Raw genomic sequence first — 21,726 nt, 5'->3', positions numbered from 1 at the left:
GTTAGACAGCTCGCTCACGTTCTCACAAAAAGCATACGTTTGTCCCTCTGGTTTTGCAAGTATTTTTGTGTGATAATAGTTAGAAATCAAAAGGAGGCGCTTACATGTTACCATTTTCAGAAATTACATATGTCCGCCCTGATCTTGCCTTACTTGAAACGTCCATGAATCAAGCAATCGCTCGATTAACGGAAGCCACACAGGTAGATGAAGCAAACGCAGCCATCACTGAGATTAATACCCTCAGAAACCAATTTGAAACGGCAAGCCAGCTTGTTGAGATCCGTCATACGATCGATACACGCGATACGTTCTATGAAACGGAGCAAGGGTTCTTCGATGAAGCGAGCGCAATTTATCAAGGATATGTCTCAAGTTATTATCAGGCATTAACGACACATCCACTCCGCAGTGAACTCGAACAGACGCACGGCAAACAGTTATTCTTGATTGCTGAAGCAAGCTTGAAGACGTTCTCGGAAGAGATCATTCCGAAGCTTCAAGAAGAGAACCGTCTATCAAGTGAATATACGAAACTGATGTCTTCCGCTCAAATCGAGTTTGATGGTAAGACGTTGAACTTATCGCAGTTCGGTCCCTACCTTCAATCACCAGACCGCGACGTCCGTAAAGCAGCTTCTGAAGCACGCTACGGTTACTTAAACGAACATGGTGAAACCATTGATACGATCTACGATAAACTCGTCCGTATCCGTACAGAGATTGCGAAAACACTTGGTTTCCCGTCGTTCGTTGAGCTCGGATACGCACGAATGCTCCGCGTCGATTACAATCAATCGATGGTCGAACAATACCGCGAACAGATTCGTGAAACGATCGTTCCCCTTGCAACAGAGCTCAAAGAGCGGCAACAACGACGCATTGGCGTCGATCACTTGTATTACTACGATGAAGGATTTGCCTTCAAGTCTGGTAACGCAACACCTAAAGGGGAAGAGTCGTTCATCATCGAAGGCGGCAAGAAGATGTACGCCGAGATGTCACCAGAGACGAACGAGTTCTTTAACTATATGCTCGACCGGGAAGCACTTGATTTAACGGCGAAGCCTGGTAAAGCCGGCGGTGGGTATTGTACTTACATCGCAGACGAAAAACTCCCGTTCATCTTCTCGAACTTCAACGGTACAGCGGGCGACATCGATGTCTTGACGCACGAAGTCGGACATGCGTTCCAAGTCTACGAGAGCCGTCACCTGACTGCTCCAGAGAGTGCTTTCCCGACGTATGAGGCATGTGAGATCCACTCGATGTCAATGGAGTTCTTCGCTTATCCGTGGATGGAGGAATTCTTCGGCGAAGAGACAGCGAAATACAAGTTCAATCACCTCGCGGGTAGCGTCACATTCCTACCATACGGCGTTGCGATTGATGAGTTCCAACATGTCATCTATAACCAACCTGAACTGACACCAGCGGAACGTCGTCAGGCATGGCGGACGATCGAGAAGAAATACTTGCCACATCGTGATTACGAAGCGAACGATTACCTCGATTCTGGCGCATGGTGGCATCAGCAAGGACACGTCTTCGGCAGTCCGTTCTACTACATCGATTACACGCTCGCTCAAGTCTGTGCTTTCCAGTTCTATGCCTGGATGGAACAAGACCGGGAAGCGGCGTGGAAGTCATATCTCGAACTTTGTCGTGCTGGTGGATCAGAGAGTTTCCTCGCACTCGTCGAACGCGCTGGATTAAAATCTCCGTTCGCACCCGGAACAGTCGAAGCAGCGGTTGCACCGGTTAAAGCGTATCTTGAACAAGCCGACGACCTCGTACTCGACCGTGTCTAATCGCTCGATGACGTCACTGAAGTAAGGACATCCCTTTACTTCAGTGGCGTTTTTTTGTTTTCACGAAAAAAGAATCCCCGTAGCGTAAATTGGCTACAGGGATTCTTTCATTAAGACTGAAGCGCTTCATGATACTTTCCGTACCAGATGCGAAACTCGTCTGCAGGAATTGGTCTCGAATAATAAAAACCTTGGGCATATTCACAGTCAAGCATGCGTAAATGATCCGCTTGTTCGATCTCCTCGATTCCTTCTGCGACGACATCATATTTTAACGTATGTGCCAGTTTGATGATCGTCTCAATCAGCGGTGCGTTCGAACACGCATCTGGACCACTGATGAACGAGCGATCAATTTTAAGTCGTTGAATTGGCAATCGACTCAAATAGGACAAGGAGGAATATCCTGTACCAAAATCATCAATAGCAAGGCGATAACCCATTTGATGTAGTGTTTGTAAGGCATCAAACACACGCGTGTCCGAAAAGACACCGAACGATTCCGTAATCTCGAGCTCCATCCGTTCTTCAATCCCAGGATGAATTTCTCGAATACCAGTCAGGTAATCGACAATCCGGCCAGAGACGAGCTCTTTTACAGATAAGTTCGCTGAGACGCGAAGTACCTCAAGCTCCGTTTCCTTCCACTCCTCGACTTGCCGAACCGTTTCGGCAACGACCCACATACCGATTTCTTCAATCAACATCGATCGCTCGGCAATCGGAATGAAAATCGCCGGACTAATCATCCCACGTTCTGGATGGAACCAACGTAAGAGTGCTTCACAACCGTCTACTTTTCCTGTTGCAAGATTAATTTGTGGCTGATAGAACAGTTGCAATTCATTTTTTTCAATTGCGTCTCGTAATTCCCCTTCGAGAACGACTGATTCTAGATATTCAGCACTCATCCACGGTTCGAACCAGACTGGTCCACCTTCCGTCTGTTGTTTCGCATGTTGCATCGCGATATCGACAGAGGATAATAAAGAGGTGACAGCTATCGCATCGTCCGGATAACGAACCATACTCATACTGATGCTGACATTCACGAATTCTCCATTGATTTCATAAACATGTTCAATGACTTGCTTCAATTGCTGGTAATCAACGATATCTTGTTGCGCGACTAACACAGCAAATTCATCTCCTCCAATCCGTGCCGCTTGTCCGGTTCCGATGAAGTGATGTTTGAGTCGATTCGCGAGATCCTTCAAAATCTGATCTCCTGCCCCATGACCGTAGATATCATTGATTCGGCGGAATTGGCGAATGCTGATGGTAACAAGCTCACCTGGTTGTGGTGCCTTTAGTGCATCTGTCATTTTTTGTTCAAAACCATTTCGATTCAGTAACCCTGTCAACATATCAAAAAGCGCGAGTTGTGTAATGCGTTCTTCTCGTCGAAACTGATCCGTCTCATCATGACAAGACAGATACAAGGCAACACCTGTTTCATCTTCTTTGTTCGGAACGTGAATGATGTTGACGAACATATTTAAAATATCTTCATCAAATAACATTTTACAGCGGATCGTCTGACTGTTTCCTTCGATTGCCTGCTGCAGCGCTCGCCGCATTCGATTCAAATCAGCCGGATGTACCAATTCTTCAATCGTCCAATCCGATGTTGCATGCGTTAACTGTCGAAAACGATCATTTCCACTTAAAATCGTATAATCCGATGATAAAGCAAGAATCGGATCTGTATTTTGAGAAAAGAGTGATTCGATTTCGGCTTTCTTCTGCTTGATCTCTTTTGTTTTCGCATCACTATGATCGAGTAGCCCAGCGATGATGGCTGTCATCGTTCGAAAGGCTTGAACAACCGGCTTGAAATCGTTTCTTTCATGTACATGGTACCCAGATTGTCGCCGATCCTCAGCAAACGTATTCGCTTCGTTTTGTAGTAAGGAAATATCTTTTCGAAAAGCACGTAATAATAACCAATTAAGTATTAATAATGCCGTAATGACAAGAATGATTGTTGCAAATAGCAACCAAGCATTTTGAATGATTTGCGATCCTCGTTGCTCCATTTCTTGTTGTACTTGTTTTAATTTTTGATTGTATATCTTATACATACTTGTTTCATACTGTTTAGACTGCTCAGCTAATTTTGCATAATTTTTATCATTTGATGTACTCAGCAATTCATCTAGCGTTTCTGTGTAATTTCGCATCTGACTTCTCATGTTGGCAATTTCCTGTCGCCCTGCGTCGTCTTTTAACGAAACTACACCATATAAGGCATTCATGAGCGATTGTTGGCGTATTGGCAAGTCGATCCGCATTTGTTGGATGCGTAAGCGATCAATTGAACTGATTTCGTTGTCCCGACGTGCTTCTCGTAGAATCTGTGCCGATTTTCCAAGTTGCTCTTCCATCATGATAAGATGCGAGAACACATCATAATATGAACCGGTCTCTTTACTTAAGACAAGTTGATTAAAAATCACTTCACTTTTAAAGTTCGTAGAGACCGTGAAAAAGCGATGATTGGAATCATATCCTTGACGCTCTAATTTCGTGATTTCTTCCAGCAACTCTTTACGTGCTGGTCCAGTCACCGGTTCTTCCTTTAGTTGTTCATATAAATGGAAGAGGGAAGTTTCTGCTTGTTTTGTTACTTGTGGTTCCTCAACCTTTTTTTCTAAGAAAGCCAGATAATAAGAAGTTAAATCTTGAGTCGCATGATTTGCTGGAATCACGATGTCAATCGCTTTTGCTGCCTCTTCGAAACGTTTTCCTTCTTCGAGTGTTTTGTTCAATTGGTGTAACGCAACGATAATCGCAAGTAGACCGATGACTGCAATCATCCACGAGAACGTTTTATAGTAGGATCGTCTTCGAAAAGCTTCTTCGATGAAGACTGGTGATAAACGTCGCAACACATCGTCCTCCCTAAAATGTCATTATGCTTCTATATCGTCTCTTTTTGCTGTATGTTGAAGTCGATTTAAGTCAATAAAAAGCACTTCTTCTCACATTTCGTGAAAATAAGTGCTTTCTTTACTAGTTTTATATTTTTTAGTAACTGACATTTTCGCGTGCTACTTTTTTCGCGAAATAATCGATGATATCCCGACGACGAATGATTCCGATGAAGTGCTTTCCATCATCGATGACAGGAACGAAGTTTTGGTCCGTGATGACTTCAATCATCTCTTCCATTTGCGCGGTAATCGAGACTGGTTTATAACGAACGCGTTGTTTAATATCCGTCAACCGTGTTTGCAAGACGTGATCATAGTCCGCATGCTCTAGATTAGCCTCAAGCGCCCACAAGACGTCTCCTTCCGTTAATGTCCCTGCATATTTCCCTTTATTATCGACGAGTGGAACGGACGTAAATCGATGATGTTTCATCTTTTCTAATGCCTGTCTGACCGTCGACTCAGGATCTAGATATTTCACCTCATCTTTTGGTAGTAAGAAAAAAGCAATGTTCATTTCTGTTCCTCCCTAGCCACTCTGTGACACCTTCTTCATTTTATCACGAAGCTTCGCTGGATTCATTTCTCAAATGATGAAAATCTCTACATAATTCCTTCATATTTAGTGGTACCCTTCCGATAGTCTGAATAGACAGATTTTAAAGACTATTTAAGATAGGAGAATTCATATGCGCCTCCCGATCACCCGTCGCCTGTTCATCGGGCTTATTTTATTGCCCGCACTTACACTTGGTGTCTCTACTTGGTTTTCTTACAACCAAACGAGCCGAACAGTCGATCAACTTGTTGACTCGACGTCCCAAACTGCTTTAAAGCAACTCGAACAATCGTTTTCCCGTATCATTGATGATACAAAAAAGGATACGACACTTCTTGCCGGACTCCCTTCTAACCGTGAAGACGGTACCCTACCGAACTACATAGATACCACAAAACAACCGTCTGCCTCAGATGCTCCTTCTCAAAAAGCGACAGATATCTATACTACTCTTGAGAAATATGGATCATCTAAAATCGAAAATTCATTCATTCAGTACGCTGATACAAAAGGCGGCTATCTCAACTGGCCGAAACAAGAAGTCACACCAGGATACGATCCACGAAAAGAAACCTGGTATAAACAAGCACTTGAAAATTCAAGTACCGCAGTTATGAGTGAGCCCCATTATGATAGCGCTACAAAGCTATCGATCATTGGTTTCTCTAAAGCGACACTGGATAGTCAGGCGAACATTAAAGGTGTGTTATCCGTCTATAAAAGCGTCAATCGACTTGCCGAAGACATGAAACGGATTGAAATTGGACAAAAGGGGTTCGTTTTCAGCTATACACAAAACGGAAAAATCGTCACTCACCCCAATCGAAATTATTTCTTTAAAAAAATCAATCAACTACGAGAAAATGGGAAGTCATATTTCTCGTCTCCAACCACTATGCTTGAGCAAGAATCCGGAACGAAAATCATGGATGTGGAAGGAAAAAAATCAGTCGTCATTTGGCAAACTTCTTCTAAAACCGGATTTAAGTTAGCAGTTGTACTCGATTATGCTTCCTTGTATGCGCCGAAAGAAGAGATGTTGAGTCAATCCTTAGTGAATTTCGTAATCGCTATTGCTCTTGCTACACTCATTGCTTGGTTGATCGGACGTTCTATCAATCGACCATTATCCATGTTACGCCGAGAAGCATTAGCAATCGCATCCGGGGATCTTCGAACACAAGATCGTCCGAAACGATTCATTAAAGATGAATTGACGGATCTCAGTACGAACTTTGACGCGATGCGTGCTCGTTTGCGACAAACGATTCTAGCGATGACTACATCTGCTACGACGGTTCGTGATGCCTCAGAAGAATTATCTACTAACGCTACTCATGTTCAGAATGCTTCACGCCATATTGGGCAGACAATGGAAGAAATTGCAGCTGCCGGTGAAACACAGACGAAACAGGCTGAGCGTTCTTCACACGCTGTATACGGTGTAAAAGAACGATCAACCGCGATGCAACAAGTTGCTTCTACGACTCTCTCAGAAGTCGCTTCGGTTGCTTCTGCTGCCACACGGGGCAGTAATGTTACGAAGCAAACAATTTCTGACTTATTGAATCATTCCGATTCACTTGAAAAAGAAATCGAAAATACTTCTGATTTCTTAGGTAAACGATCTGATGAGATCGGTAAAATTCTTGGAACGTTACAAGCGATCTCTAGTCAGACGAATTTACTTGCTCTCAATGCAGCAATCGAAGCCGCACGTGTTGGTGAACAAGGTCGTGGATTTGCTGTCGTCGCAAGCGAAGTTCGAAAACTCGCTGAAGAAAGTGACGCGTCTGCTAAACAAATCAAGCAACTCTTAGATAATATCCAGCAAGAGACGCATACAGCAATGAGCGCGATGCATCACGTCATGAGTGACTTAAAAGTCTCTCTTGAATCTGTCAAAACGACAGGAGATGACTTCGAGCGAATCGCAGGATCCGTACACCATGTATCCAGTCGAACAGAAGCATTGACGGGTGACATCGAGGCACTGACGCTCGCAACGGAAGAAGTCTCAGACGCAATGGGAACGATTCTTGCTTTAACGGAAGAGAACGCAGCTGGTCTTGAAACGAGTACGGCTAGTATTCAAGAAACAAACGCGACCCTTGAATCTGTTACAACGGCAGCAGTTCATTTAGCTCATATCGCCGGTAATCTTCACTCACTTACGTTGGATTTCCAGTTAGATGAAGCGGTTTCTACAGAAGACTCTATTGAAGAACAAGAAGAGATCACATCCACAGATGCTGAAATGTTCCCTACAGAGGAGTCTGCTTATGACGAAGTCGCAAGCACCGAATTGACGGAGCACGTACTAGAAAACGATGATCTACCTGAAGCAGAAGAAACTCAAGCGGAAGAAAACACAACCGAGACGTCACATTCTTCTACAAATCATTAAGCATATCGATCCGAAGTCTTGAAGAAAGACTTCGGATTTTTTCATTCCCACTCGACTATCTACTGCAGAGCACATACACTAGATACAATCGATGCATCAATTAGAAAGGAGTCGCTTCATGAATCTCTTGAAAACTTCAGATTTGATACAAATTGCTGAACATTTATTTGGAATGACTGGTTTTTTTATTTCATATAAAAATCAAGAGCATGTGTCAATCGATTTACGTCCTGCTGCGCCAAGGCATCCTGGTAATCTACTCATTGAAGACGAGTGGCCATCCTTGAACAACCGTCCTTTGCTGCATACGTTAAAAGATGGAACGGCCTATCTTTTCGTAAATGTTCCTGCTCAAGGAATGTATCGAATTGGTCCCGTCCTCTTACAGTCTGCTCTTTTTCGTGCTCATATCCAAGATGAGACGTATCACCAATTTTATAAAGTCCTTCCCCGAACGACTGAAAATCGTTTAATTGACTGTGCTCATCTGTTGTATCGACTTCTCCACGGCGAAGGATTACCTTCTCGCGATATTGAGCATGTTTCAGATATACAGGAGGAGGAAATTCCTCTAGTGTCTGATGCCCCTTCACATACAGGTGTGACAGCTTATCGAAAAGCTTGGCAACGTGAACAACAAATCATCGATTGGATTTCGTCAGGACAAAGTGAACGACTCGCTACGACGTATTCTCTTCCTGCTTATGGTGAATTCGGTACGCTAGCACGCCATCAACCACTCCGTGCAGAAAAGAATCTGCTTCTTGGAACAGTTCTTTTAAGCGCACGTGCTGCGATTCAAGGAGGACTTGAACCAGACGAGGCTTTCTCGCTTAGCGATCGAATGATTGAAACAATCGAAGCCGCGACAAGTATCGCGGAACTGAGAAATCGACATGTTCGGATCACGGTCACCTTTGCAGAAGCCGTTAAAGAAATTCAGGCCTTACGTCACTCGCCGCATGTCTTAGCTGCCATTCGATACATTCAGCAACATCTATATGATCCTTTATCGGTCTCGTCCATCAGTCAAGCGATTCACGTATCCTCCAACTATTTATCCGTTTTATTCAAAGATGAAACGGGTTTACCGCTGGCTCGTTACGTCATTCGTGAACGGATTCGAGAAGCAAAAAGGTTGCTCCGTTCATCTGACGACTCTCTATTAACAATTTCAAATCGACTGCACTTTTCAAGTCAAAGTCATTTCAGTCAAGCCTTTAAACAAATCACAGGTGAGACACCGACTCATTACAGACAAAAGACAGATTTTTAGGAACACTGCTACCTTTTTCAGATTTGTGATATCCTATTCAACAGAATACAATTTTGCCGAATCGAATCTTTTTTCGATTCTTTCATCAAAAGGAGAGTCAACATGAATTCAATTAGCGTGATCATTCCAGTCTATCAAACCGAATCTCAAGCGAAAGCTGCGATTCAATCCGTTCTCGACCAACACGTTTCGATTCCTATAGAAATCGTCGTTGTCTTTGATGGACCAAGTTCTTATGTCGATGACATTCGTACACTGTATCCAACGTGTACGATCATCGAACAATCACATCAAGGCGTGTATGCGGCTCGACGCAATGGTGTTCAAGCTGCTTCAGGAGACTATGTCATCTTTTTAGATAGTGATGATATTTTAGCTCCACGTGCACTTTACACATATATCAAAGCTTACGAAAAGTCTCGCGGGGAAGTGATTATCGGAAAGGTATCTCCGGTCTATAATAAAAAGAAATGGTTGATGCCGATTGATGATGATCGCTACTTCTTTTACTCGCGCACGAAGTTTAATTCGCGTCACTTGACGACGATTCATGGATGGATGATCAAAAAAGAATTGCTTCAAATGCTGCCTAGCCTTGAAACGACATGGTTTGCGGATACGCTCATCGCACATACTGTCATTTCGCAGTTAACAAACATTACTTCCGTCAACTACATCGTGTACGGACGGAATTCAAGAAGTACACCACTAGATGGTCAATCGCTCTTCCAACTACGTGACATTACGACACTCTCAGATATCTCTCGGATTTATGGCATATTATCAGCAGAGACAAAAGATGAAGAAGTTCAAAAATTCTTAAATACATGGTATAAGCGATTCATTTCAAAACGTGGACGTACATTACTTGAACGCAGTTCATCTAATACTCAACAAGCAGAAGTCTTCAACCATGTCGCTTACGACCTAAAGCGGATGCCTACAAAGAGTAAATATTTACAAGCATGGTCAACCGGATCTTACGCGATGTTCAAACTGTACATTACTGCTGTCAAAACAAAACGTTCGTTACGTGCGGCGCGCCGTAAAAAAATTAAAAATGGTCTTATGCTGTATCGACTATTCCAAAAAATGCCGATCAAAGACAATCTCGTCTTATTCGAAAGTTTCTTAGGACGAAGTTACTCGGATAATCCAAAAGCACTGTACCTTCAGCTGAAAGAGAAACATCCGGAACTGGAACTCGTTTGGATTTTCGCTCAGGAACCTTCTGATGAAGTGAAGGAAGCATGCCCGAACTGGGTACTCCGAAACAGCTTTACGTACTATCAATACATGGCTCGCGCGAAGTATTGGATTTTCAACACACGTCAGCCTCTCAGCTTGAAAAAACGCGAAGAAACCATCTATCTTCAAACATGGCATGGTACGCCATTAAAACGACTCGGTCTTGATATGGAAGACGTGCATATGGCTGGAACGAATGCGATTCGATATAAAAAGAATTTCTATAACCAAGCGCAAGAGTGGAACTACCTGATTTCGCCAAACGCGTATTCAAGCGAAATCTTCAAAAGCGCATTCGGTTTCCAAAATACGATGCTTGAAACTGGCTACCCACGAAACGATCTCTTATATGCCGATAATCAAGAGGGTCTAATCAGTGAAATCAAAACACGATTAAACATTCCGGCCGATAAAAAGATCGTCCTTTATGCACCGACATGGCGAGATGATGAGTTCATCGCCCGAGGAAAATACCGATTCGACTTGCAGTTGAATTTAAATGAGATGCAAGCACGTCTTGGCGATGACTACGTTGTCCTTTTACGGATGCACTACTTGATTGCTCAAAATATGGACATCAGTGGTCATGAAGGATTCGCCTACGATGTCTCTTCATATGGTGATATTGCTGAGCTCTATCTGATTAGTGATATCTTGATTACGGACTACTCTTCTGTGTTCTTTGACTATGCACACTTACAACGTCCAATGATCTTCTTTACGTATGACTTGGAGAAATATGCTTCGACGTTACGTGGTTTCTACTTCGACTTCGAAGAAGTCGTCCCAGGACCACTCTTGAAAGAAACCGATCAAGTCATCGACTATATCGAACAAATCGATACGAAATCTGTTGCTTATCAAGAGAAATACGACCGCTTCCTCGAGCGTTTCTGTAGTCTGGATGATGGAACAGCAAGTGAACGTGTTCTTGCTGAGTTGTTCCCGAATGCAGCACGATCGACTAATGAGGATGAAGCAACAGAAACTGAATGATGATTAGTAAAAATGAGAAATGGCTCAATAAAGTCATTTCTCATTTTTTGGTTTCTCATAGAACGAGAATAAAAAATGCCTCCTTCCTTGTGGAAATAGGCATGAACAATTTAGTTACGGACGAACAAAGCAACGCTCTCGACGTGTGTCGTATGCGGGAACATATCGACTGGTGTCACTTCAACGAGTGTATAACCGAGTTCTGTCAACAGCTTCGCGTCGCGTGCTTGTGTCGACGCGTTACATGAGACGTAGACGATCCGCTTCGGTGCGACATCTGCTGCTGCACGTAAGAATTCTTCGTCACAGCCTTTACGGGGTGGGTCGACGACGATGACGTCCGGCTGAATACCAGCTTTGACGAGTGCTGGCATGACTTTCTCGGCTGCCCCGTACTCGAACGTCACGTTCTCGATCCCGTTCGCTTGTGCGTTCCGGCGTGCGTCATCGATCGCTTGCGGTACGATTTCGATGCCGTAGACGTGCTTCGCTTGTTTTGCGAGTGACAATGAAATCGAACCGATCCCACAGTACGCATCAACGACAGTCTCATCTCCCGTTAACTGGGCATACTCGAGCGCTTTCGCGTAGAGTTTCTCCGTTTGTACCGGGTTGACTTGGAAGAACGAATGCGGTGAGATCTCATACGTCAATCCAGCGATTTGATCGCGGATGACAGACGGTCCGTACAAGACGACATTCTTTTTCCCAAGGATGACGTTCGTATCATCTGGGTTAATGTTGTGCTGGATCGACGTGACGTTTGGTAACGCCTTTAAGATCCCTTCGACGATTTTATCGATACCACGAAGTTGTTTGACCTTCGTGACGAGAACGACCATCAACTCGTTTGTATGGTAGCCGTGACGTGCCATGATATGACGGATGACACCTGCTTTTTTCTTCTCGTCGTATGCTGGTACTTTTAAATCAGCAAGGACTTTACGAACCGCTTGAACAGCTTCGTCGTTTTCTTTGTTTTGAATCATGCAGTAGTCCATATCGATGATCCGATGACTCCGTTTTTGGTAGAAACCAGCCATCAATTTGTTCGATTGGAATGCAACCGGTACTTGTGCTTTGTTGCGGTAACCCCACGGATTTTCCATTCCGATTGTCTCATGGACTGGAATCTCAAGACCTGCTAGGCGTGCAAAGGCATCACGGACACGGTTGTGCTTGAACTTGAGCTCTGCGTCATATGATAAATGTTGTAATTGGCAACCACCACACTGGTTGTAGACCGGGCAAGGTGGCTCAACACGATCGACACTCTTCGTCTTTTGACGAATGATGCGACCAAACCCGTAAGACTTCGTCGTTTTCGTGATTTTGATTTTAACCTGCTCCGTCGGTAATGCACCTGGGATGAAGACCGTATAGCCATCAATACGTGCGACCCCTGACCCTTCATGTGTCAGGTCGACGATCTCGACGACGTGTTCATCGTTCTTTTGTACTGGAATCATGAATATCCTCCTTAAAAACCTCGCTTCACGCGAGGTTCGTTTCTGCTTCTTGTAGTTGTGTATTAATCTGTTCCATCTCTTCGATCCGGAACTTTGGTGTCATGACTTCGAAATGAGAGCGAAGATTCGTCATCTCGCCTTCGCAAATGCCGCCAAACTCACCATCGATGTTCAAACTCATCTCTGATGTGTTCTTCATACGGACGAACGATGTCGTGACATGCTCGATACAAGGATCCGAGAAATGATCCCCTTTTAAGGCAAGGCGCATGACACGAATCAATTCGACGAGGTTACATTTCTTCAGAATAAAGAGATCGAACCGACCGTCATTGAGCGACGCGTTCGGTGACAACTTCTCGAATCCGCCGACGGAGTTCGTATTTGATGTCAAGAACAGCATGACTTCTCCTTTGAATATACCCTTTTCATGCTCAAGTTCGACATATGTCGGTCGGATTTGCGGAAGTTTCTCCATCCCTTTGACATAGTACGCGAGCTGTCCAAGTGCCGTCTTCAGCTTCGAAGGCACTTCGTACGACAGTTCTGTCATGATGCCACCACCAGCGATGTTGATGAAGTAATGGACGCCTGTAGATCCTTCGATCTTACCGATATCGACCGGCATCGTATGACCGGTGCAGATGACATCCATTGCCCCCTCAATCGTCAACGGAATACGCATCGCCCGACCAAAGTCATTCGTCGTTCCAACAGGTAATACACCAAGCTTCGGACGTTTGTTGTAGGCAGCCATACCGCTGATCACTTCGTTTAACGTACCATCACCGCCTGCTGCGACGACTAAATCAAATTCCGCTTCGCATGCTCGTGCTGCTTCATACGTCGCATCGCCGACCGCTTTCGTCGAGTAGACAGATGTCTCATAACCCGCTGCTTCGAGTCGGTCGAGGATATACGGTAAATTTCGTTTAACCATCTCTTTCCCGGAAGTCGGGTTATAAATCACGCGCGCTCTAGGTCTCATAAGATTTTCTCCTTTTTGACTCAACCGTTCATTTGATACATAACTGTTTTATTTTACATGAACTCTCGAGACATTACAAAGCCAAAAAAGACAGCGCCCGATTCCTCAGAGAAGTAAAGGAGGAACGAGCGCTGTTCGATCAGGTACTTATTTTAGTTTTTCAAGCTCTTCGTAGAAGAGTTGATCAAGGAGGGCAGGGTTTGCCATTCCTTTTGTTTTTTTCATGATCTGACCGATGACGAAGCCTTTCTTCCGGTCACGTCCACCGAGTAATTCCTCGACGACGGCTGGGTTTGCTTCGAACATCTCGACGATGAGACCACGCAACAATCCTTCATCCGAAATTTGCGCAAGACCGTTTGCTTCGACATACGAACGCGGCTCAACACCCTCTTCGATGACGGCTGTGAAAACTTGTTTGGCGATTTTCGATGAAATCGTTCCGCTTGCAATCAAATCGATCATCTCCGCCAGACGAGCTGGTGTCATCTTGACCGTTTCGAACGTTTCCGTCGATTTGTTCAAGTGACCTTGGATCTCACCGACTGTCCAGTTCGCTGCTGCTTTCGGCTCTGCACCTGCTGCAAGTGTCGCTTCGAAGTACTCTGCCATCTCACGTGTGACCGTTAATTGTTTCGCGTCATATGCTGAAAGACCAAGTTCTTCTTGGTAACGAACGCGACGTGCATCCGGAAGTTCCGGAATACCGGCACGAATCGCTTCTTTCCAATCGTGATCAAGCACGAGCTTGACGAGATCAGGCTCTGGGAAGTAACGGTAGTCCGATGCCCCTTCTTTGACACGCATGAGGACGGTTTGTTTTTTCGTCTCATCGAAACGGAGTGTTTCTTGACGCATCACACCACCCGCAAGCAACAACTTACGGTGACGATCTTCTTCGAACTCAAGCCCTTTTAAGACGTTTCCGAACGAGTTCAAGTTCTTGAGCTCTGTTTTTGTACCGAATTTCTCTTGTCCGTATGGACGCACCGAGATGTTACAGTCGCAACGAAGTGACCCTTCTTCCATCTTCACGTCTGAGACGCCTGCATATTGCAAGACTTCCTTGAGGCGTTCGAGATAGGCGACAGCATCTTTTGGTGAACGCATGTCCGCTTCACTGACGATCTCAATCAGCGGTGCGCCTGTCCGGTTGAAGTCGACGACCGAGTGGTTAGCACCCGTGTGGTTCATTTTACCAGCATCTTCTTCAAGGTGGACACGTTCGATTCGGAAGCGTTTCGTTTCGCCATCGACTTCCGCATCGATGAATCCGTCAAAACCGATCGGTTGATCGAACTGCGAGATTTGATACGCTTTTGGCGTATCCGGATAGAAGTAGTTCTTCCGGTCGAATTTCGTTTGATCGGCAACTTGGCAGTTCAGTGCCATCGCTGCACGAACAGCGAGTTCAACGGCTTTTTCGTTGATTTTCGGCAAGACGCCCGGATGTCCAAGACAAATCGGACACGTTTTCGTGTTCGTCTCTGCGCCGTATTCCCGCGCACAACCACAGAACATCTTCGTGTTCGTGCTTAGTTCGGCGTGGACCTCGATCCCGATGATCGTTTCAAAGTTCATGATACATTCGCTCCTTATAACTTCGGAAGCGCGAATCCACCTGTCGCAAGCTCAAACGCATGCGCAGCGCGATAGATCGTCGCCTCATCGAAATGTTTTCCAATGATTTGTAAGCCGACCGGAAGTCCGTCGACGAATCCAGCTGGAACCGAGATTGCTGGGACACCTGCCAAGTTGATTGGAATCGTCAAGATGTCATTCGCATACATCGTGACGGGATCATCGAGTTGTGCACCAAGTTCGAATGCTGGTGTCGGCGCTGTTGGTCCGATGATGACGTCATAGTTCGCGAGGACATCGTCGAAATCTTTTTTGATCAGCGTCCGGGCTTGTTGTGCTTTTTTATAGTACGCATCGTAATAACCTGAGCTGAGCGCGTACGTTCCGAGCATGATCCGACGTTTGACTTCATCTCCGAATCCTTGTGAACGGGAATACTTGAAGACGTCTTCAAGTGCGTCCGCTTCGGCACGGACACCGTAACGAATGCCGTCAAAGCGTGCGAGGTTCGATGATGCTTCCGATGAAGCAAGTAAGTAGTACGTCGCAAGCGCGTATTTCGAGTTTGGGAGTGAAACTTCGTCAACCGTCGCACCGAGTGCTTCGAGTTTTTGGATCGCTTCACGGATGTTGGCTTTGACGCCTTCACTGACACCCTCACCGAAGTATTCTTTCGGAACGGCGATCTTCAGACCTTTGATATCGCCTGTCAATGCTTGCGTGTAATCCGTTGCTGCTACGTTCGCAGACGTCGAATCCATCTCACAATGTCCTGCGATCGCACTCAAGAGATAGGCGTTGTCTTCGACCGTTCGTGTCAATGGACCAATTTGGTCAAGCGATGACGCGAACGCTACGAGACCGAAGCGTGAGACAAGACCGTAAGTTGGTTTTAAACCGACGACACCACAATAAGCAGCCGGTTGACGAATTGAACCACCTGTATCCGAACCAAGGCTGAATAAGACTTCGCCTGCTGCGACAGCTGCCGCTGAACCACCCGAAGAACCGCCTGGGACGTGGTTTGTATCCCATGGATTACGGACTGGTTTATACGCCGAGTTCTCGTTTGATGAACCCATCGCGAACTCATCCATGTTCAATTTACCGATCGTGATTGCCCCTGCTTCATGCAGACGCTCGACGACTGTCGCATCATGTGCCGGTACGAAGTTCTCGAGGAATTTCGAACCACATGTCGTCGTCATCCCTTTCGTGACGATGTTATCCTTCACGCCGATTGGAAGACCAAACAATGGATTTGCTTCGTGTTTCGCGACGTCATCCATACGTTTTGCTTGTTCGAACGCTTCTTCATTCAATGAGAGAAACGCACCGATTTTCCCATCGACACGGTCGATTTGATCAAAAGATTCTTGGACGAGTTCAGAAACTTTGACTTCGCCATCCTGAATGAGTGTGTGTAGTGTTTTGACACCATGTTCAAAAAGTGACATCGGGTCATTTCCTCCTTATTCGAACACCGCTGGGACGCGGACTTGTCCGTCTTCCCAATCTGGTGCGAGTCGTTCTACTTCCGTACGCGGAAGCGATGGACGTACTTCGTCCTTACGTAGGACGTTCTTTAAATCGAGGACGTGTGTCGTTGGTTCGACGCCCGTCGTATCGAGTTCATTTAATTGTTCAGCGAACCCAAGAATTTTCTCGAGTTGTCCTGTGAATTGTGCTACTTCTTCATCTGTCACGGCAAGGCGTGCCAAATGCGCCACGTGGCGGACTTGCTCCTCATTAATCTTTGCCATGTCATTCCACCTCCGGAACTTTTGCAATATATTTTACACTATTTCTAATCATAGCACTTTTCGTCCAGACAAAAAAGACGATGGTGCATCGGGGGGAGGTCCGCACCATCGTCCTTATAGGGGTAGCAAAGCTTCCGGGCGGAAAGCTTCTAGTTATGAAATACCCGCTTTAAATCAGACGAAACAAAAATACTGAATATTCATACTAATACATCAATGAGCAGATAGACATTGAAGACAATGACGATTGAGACGATCACCCAGGCCAACGCGTTCATGAACCGACTATTCCGGTGTTCTCCCATGTATCGCTCACTTGCTGTTGCCCGAATCAACGGAATCAGCGCGAACGGAATCCCGAACGATAAGGCGACCTGACTGAGGACGAGTGCGCGCGTCGGATCAAAGCCCGAGAAGAGCAGTAAAATTGCCGGTAACATCGTCACGGTCCGTCGGACGAACAACGGTAATTGAAGATGCAAGAAGCCACGCATGATCGCGTCCCCCGACATCGTACCAACACTTGAAGAAGCGAGACCCGAGACGAGTAAGGCAATCGCAAACAGATACGGCGCGATACCACCGAGCGTGACATGCAGTCCTTCATAGATTTCTTCTAACGAACCGGCTTGGTATGACGTGCCGTAAAAGACACTTGCTGCGATGACAAGCATCGCTCCGTTGACCGCTCCGGCAATCAACATCGCACCCCAGATATCGAAGCGTTGGATGCGTAACATCGATGCTTTATTCGCAACGTGCCCCATCCGTCGCTTTGTTAAATCGGAATGAAGATAGATCGCGTGTGGCATGACAGTTGCCCCAAGCATTCCGGCAGCAAGGACGATGCTCGATGTGCCTTCGAATCCCGGGATTAGCCCCGCTGATAAATCACGGAAGACCGGATGAACTTCAAATACTTCAATCGCAAAAGCCGCTGCGATGATGAGGACAAGCACCGCGATGACGGCTTCAAAATGCCGGAGTCCCTTTTGCTCGAACCCGAGGATGACGAAGGACAGTACAGCTGTTAAAAGGGCTGCCATTCGTAAATCGATCGCAAACAGTAAATGAAATCCGAGCGCTGCTCCGACGAATTCCGCGAGATCCGTCGCCATCGCGACGAGTTCGGCTTGTACCCAGTAGAAGAAGCGACTGACTGGCGATAATTCCTCGCGAATGACTTCTGCCAAACTGAGATTACTGACGATCCCGAGTTTGGCTGATAGGAACTGAATGACGACTGCCATCAAGTTCGAGGCAACAATGACCCAGAGCAACAAGTAGCCATACTGGGCACCCGCCGTCATGTTCGTCGCGAAATTCCCCGGATCAAGATAGGCGACGGCAGCGACGAACGCTGGCCCGAGATATGTCCGTTTTCTTGGTAAATCTTGTGTAAGTGGCTGTGTCGCCATCTCCTTCACCTCACTTTTTGTTTTTATTATACGCTTATTTTGCGCATGCGCAACAAATATGTTTATGGTAAATAACAAAGTAGTAAGTAAATAAAAAAGGTGCCTCCTATAATATAGGAAACACCTTTTTTCATTTAGACGATTTTTCGCTCAGGTTCCGCACCTTTTAGCTGTGCTTGAACTTGATCGAACTCGTCATAGATGGCTTGACTTGGTTCCTTCGTCACGAGACTACCGATGACGAGCGCAATCGTCGAAGCGATGAAAGCTGGAATCATCTCGTACATTTCTGAAATGTACGATGGTAATCCGGCGACGTTCTGATTGATAAGGATCCAAGCGATGACGACGACGGATCCCGTAATCATTGAAGCCAGTGCTCCCGTCTTGTTCATCCGGCGCCAGAGCAAACTGAAAAGAACGACCGGTCCGAACGCTGAACCAAAACCAGCCCACGCGTATCCGACAAGCGTTAAAATCGACTTCTGCGCGCCGAACGATAAGAGAATCGCGAGAACCGCAACGACTAGAACCATGACGCGACCCATGACCATCAATTCGCGGTCTGAGGCACTCCGTTTAAAGAAACGGTGATAGAAATCATTCGTTGCCGCACTCGAAGAGACGAGGAGCTGCGTCGAGATCGTCGACATGATTGCAGCGAGTAAGGCTGCTAGCAGTAGCCCTGTAATGAATCCCGGGAAGAGATCACGTGATAATTGAATGAAGACGTTCTCTGGATTTTTTAATCCAGCACTTTGTTGTGTGAAATAGGCATATCCGATTAAACCCGTCACCATTGCTCCGACGATCGAGAATGTCATCCAAATCATGCCGACGCGACGTGCTGACTTCATCTCATGCAAGTTACGAATCGCCATGAAACGAACGATGATATGCGGTTGACCAAAGTAACCAAGTCCCCAGGCGAGAAGCGAGATGATACCAATCGTCGTCGTTCCTTTGAAGAGTTCCAGTTTCGATCCATCCGTCGACCGGATCGTCTCGAGCGTCTCGTTGATCCCGCCACTTAAAGTAAGGGCGACAGCTGGTACGATCAGTAGCGCGATAACCATGATCATCCCTTGGACGACGTCCGTCCAACTGACAGCAAGGAAACCACCAAGGAAGACGTAAGCAATGACGACACCCGCTAAAATCCAAAGACCCGTCGTATATTCAAGACCAAAGACGGCTTCGAACAAACGACCACCGGCGACAAAACCGCTTGATGCGTACATTATAAAGAATATTAAGATAACTCCAGCTGAAACTGTACGCAAAACACCACTTTTATCATGGAATCGTTTTTCAAAGTAATTGGGAATCGTGATCGCATCCCCTGCATGTGCCGTATACGCACGCAGACGCGGCGCGACGAGTAACCAGTTGGCATAAGCGCCAAGTAGTAATCCAATGACGATCCATCCACTGGACAGACCAGTTGCATACATCGCACCCGGTAATCCCATCAACAGCCAGCCACTCATGTCACTTGCTCCTGCAGAGAGTGCCGTGACGACGGGACCAATCGTACGTCCCCCAAGCATGTAGTCATTCATGTTCTTCGTCCGATAATACGCAATGACGCCTAGTGCGACCATCAGTCCGAGATACAGCAAAATCGCGAACCACATTCCGTTCATCCTTGCTCCCCCTTTTTTTCGTGATATAAGAAAAACGGGCATGCAGGTCGCACACCCGTTTCATCTATTAAACACCATTTCAGAACATTTCTGAAGTTGTTTTTGCTTGAAGATGCAAAGTCAAGTAATCTGGTCCGCCTGCTTTTGAATCCGTACCTGACATGTTGAATCCACCGAATGGTTGGTAACCAACGATAGCGCCTGTGCAACCACGGTTGAAGTAGAGGTTACCGACGTGGAAGTTCGCACGTGCGTACTCTTGATTCGTCCGGTCTTGTGTGATGACAGCACCTGTCAAGCCGTATTCCGTGTTGTTCGCGATGTCGATTGCTTCTTTGAAATCTTTCGCTTTCGTAAAGGCAACGACTGGTCCGAAGATCTCTTCTTGCATCAAACGATCTTTTGGTTGAACGTCAGCGACGACTGTCGGTGAGACGAAGAATCCTGTTGAATCATCCGCTGTACCACCTGCGACGATGCGCCCTTCTTCTTTTGCAACGTCGAAGTACGATGTGATTTTCTTGAACGCTGCCGCGTCGATGACCGGTCCGACATTGTTTGCGACATCCGTTGGGTTACCGATGCTGAGTTTGTTCGTGTTCGCGACAACTTTTTCGAGCAACTCGTCATAGACAGAGTCGAGTGCGACGACACGTGAACAAGCTGAACATTTTTGACCGGAGAATCCGAACGCTGCTTTTGTGATCATGTCTGCTGCGTAATCGAGATCAGCTGACTCATCGATGACCATCGTGTCTTTTCCGCCCATTTCCGCGATGACGCGTTTGAGCCAGATTTGACCTTCGTTCAATTTCGATGCCCGCTCGTTGATGCGAAGACCAACATCACGTGATCCTGTGAAGCTGATGAAGCGTGTTTTCGGATGGTCGACGAGGTAGTCACCGACTTCTGCTCCTGAACCTGGTACGAAGTTCAAGACACCTGCAGGAAGACCTGCTTGCTCCATTACTTCGACGAATTTCGCCGCGACGACCGGTGTCGTCGATGCTGGTTTCAAGAGGATCGGGTTCCCTGCCACGATTGCTGCGACTGCTGTTCCAGCCATGATCGCGAGTGGGAAGTTCCATGGTGAGATGATGACACCGACACCAAGTGGAATGTAGTCATAACGGTTATATTCGCCTGGACGACTCTCGACTTTTTTGCCGTCTTTTAAGACGAGCATCTGACGTGCGTAGTATTCGAGGAAATCGATTGCTTCTGCTGTATCCGCATCCGCTTCGTTCCAAGGCTTCCCTGCTTCTTTAACGAGGTAGGCAGAGAACTCATGCTTCCGCTTACGGATGATGTTCGCTGCTTTGAATAGGACGTCCGCACGTACAGACGGATTGACGAATTTCCATGTTTCGAAGGCTGTGACTGCTGCTTGCATCGCTTCTTCTGCATGTTCTTGTGTCGCTTTTGAGACACGTCCGACGATCTCTTCTTTGTTAGCCGGATTGACGGAGACGATTTTATCTTCCGTCGTCACATGTTTTCCACCGATGACGAGCGGATAATCTTTGCCGAGTTCTTGCGTGACGAGTGCAAGTGCCTCTTCGAACGCTTTCTTGTTTGCTTCTTGTGAGAAGTCCGTGAATGGTTCGTGTTTGTACGGAATCATCTCT

General features: G+C 46.2%; 14 protein-coding genes. 4 read left to right on the top strand and 10 right to left on the bottom strand.

Going from position 1 to position 21,726, the window contains the following annotated elements:
• The first annotated feature begins 104 nt into the window (after positions 1-104).
• On the top strand, positions 105-1,811 hold the full coding sequence (locus tag ACV3PA_RS05360; RefSeq protein WP_456125793.1) for a M3 family oligoendopeptidase: 1,707 nt from the start codon (positions 105-107) through the stop codon (positions 1,809-1,811).
• A gap of 110 nt (positions 1,812-1,921) precedes the next feature.
• Here the strand turns inward: ACV3PA_RS05360 and ACV3PA_RS05355 are convergent, their stop codons facing one another.
• Together ACV3PA_RS05355 and ACV3PA_RS05350 are read right to left on the bottom strand one after the other, a co-directional pair.
• A complete protein-coding gene (locus tag ACV3PA_RS05355; protein WP_053454252.1) occupies positions 1,922-4,705 on the bottom strand; it encodes a putative bifunctional diguanylate cyclase/phosphodiesterase in 2,784 nt (927 codons plus the stop codon).
• A gap of 136 nt (positions 4,706-4,841) precedes the next feature.
• A complete protein-coding gene (locus ACV3PA_RS05350; protein WP_023469329.1) occupies positions 4,842-5,264 on the bottom strand; it encodes a CBS domain-containing protein in 423 nt (140 codons plus the stop codon).
• 172 nt (positions 5,265-5,436) lie between these two features.
• Here ACV3PA_RS05350 and ACV3PA_RS05345 point away from each other — a divergent pair, with 172 nt between their 5' ends.
• From ACV3PA_RS05345 to ACV3PA_RS05335, 3 genes are all read left to right on the top strand, one after another.
• On the top strand, positions 5,437-7,713 hold the full coding sequence (locus ACV3PA_RS05345) for a methyl-accepting chemotaxis protein (RefSeq protein ID WP_053454253.1): 2,277 nt from the start codon (positions 5,437-5,439) through the stop codon (positions 7,711-7,713).
• Between the two features lie 118 nt (positions 7,714-7,831).
• Positions 7,832-8,989, top strand: coding sequence for a helix-turn-helix domain-containing protein (locus ACV3PA_RS05340; protein ID WP_053454254.1), 1,158 nt, complete (start codon positions 7,832-7,834; stop codon positions 8,987-8,989).
• Positions 8,990-9,091: 102 nt separating this feature from the next.
• Positions 9,092-11,233 carry a bifunctional glycosyltransferase/CDP-glycerol:glycerophosphate glycerophosphotransferase gene (locus ACV3PA_RS05335; protein WP_456125792.1) on the top strand — a complete coding sequence of 714 codons (2,142 nt, stop codon included), beginning with the start codon at positions 9,092-9,094 and terminating at the stop codon, positions 11,231-11,233.
• Between the two features lie 110 nt (positions 11,234-11,343).
• Here the strand turns inward: ACV3PA_RS05335 and rlmD are convergent, their stop codons facing one another.
• From rlmD to pruA, 8 genes are all read right to left on the bottom strand, one after another.
• Entirely contained in the window at positions 11,344-12,702 is a 1,359-nt protein-coding gene (rlmD, locus tag ACV3PA_RS05330; protein ID WP_456125791.1) for a 23S rRNA (uracil(1939)-C(5))-methyltransferase RlmD, read from the bottom strand.
• Positions 12,703-12,727: 25 nt separating this feature from the next.
• Positions 12,728-13,690 carry a diacylglycerol kinase gene (locus ACV3PA_RS05325; RefSeq protein WP_053454256.1) on the bottom strand — a complete coding sequence of 321 codons (963 nt, stop codon included), beginning with the start codon at positions 13,688-13,690 and terminating at the stop codon, positions 12,728-12,730.
• 147 nt (positions 13,691-13,837) lie between these two features.
• Positions 13,838-15,271, bottom strand: a complete 1,434-nt coding sequence (gene gatB / locus ACV3PA_RS05320) for an Asp-tRNA(Asn)/Glu-tRNA(Gln) amidotransferase subunit GatB (protein ID WP_456125790.1) — start codon at positions 15,269-15,271, stop codon at positions 13,838-13,840.
• 14 nt (positions 15,272-15,285) lie between these two features.
• Positions 15,286-16,728, bottom strand: coding sequence for an Asp-tRNA(Asn)/Glu-tRNA(Gln) amidotransferase subunit GatA (gene gatA, locus ACV3PA_RS05315; RefSeq protein WP_456125789.1), 1,443 nt, complete (start codon positions 16,726-16,728; stop codon positions 15,286-15,288).
• Between the two features lie 15 nt (positions 16,729-16,743).
• The gene (gene gatC / locus ACV3PA_RS05310; protein WP_023469336.1) at positions 16,744-17,034 is read right to left on the bottom strand and encodes an Asp-tRNA(Asn)/Glu-tRNA(Gln) amidotransferase subunit GatC; all 291 of its coding nucleotides are present in this window, start codon (positions 17,032-17,034) and stop codon (positions 16,744-16,746) included.
• A gap of 200 nt (positions 17,035-17,234) precedes the next feature.
• On the bottom strand, positions 17,235-18,512 hold the full coding sequence (locus tag ACV3PA_RS05305; protein WP_456125953.1) for an Nramp family divalent metal transporter: 1,278 nt from the start codon (positions 18,510-18,512) through the stop codon (positions 17,235-17,237).
• A gap of 74 nt (positions 18,513-18,586) precedes the next feature.
• Positions 18,587-20,098, bottom strand: coding sequence for a sodium/proline symporter PutP (gene putP / locus ACV3PA_RS05300; RefSeq protein ID WP_456125788.1), 1,512 nt, complete (start codon positions 20,096-20,098; stop codon positions 18,587-18,589).
• Between the two features lie 79 nt (positions 20,099-20,177).
• Positions 20,178-21,722, bottom strand: coding sequence for an L-glutamate gamma-semialdehyde dehydrogenase (gene pruA, locus ACV3PA_RS05295; RefSeq protein ID WP_053454261.1), 1,545 nt, complete (start codon positions 21,720-21,722; stop codon positions 20,178-20,180).
• Positions 21,723-21,726: the final 4 nt, after the last annotated feature.

The organism is Exiguobacterium sp. EA-TM-5 (assembly GCF_053878415.1).
This window is presented reverse-complemented; position numbering and strand designations above follow the sequence as displayed.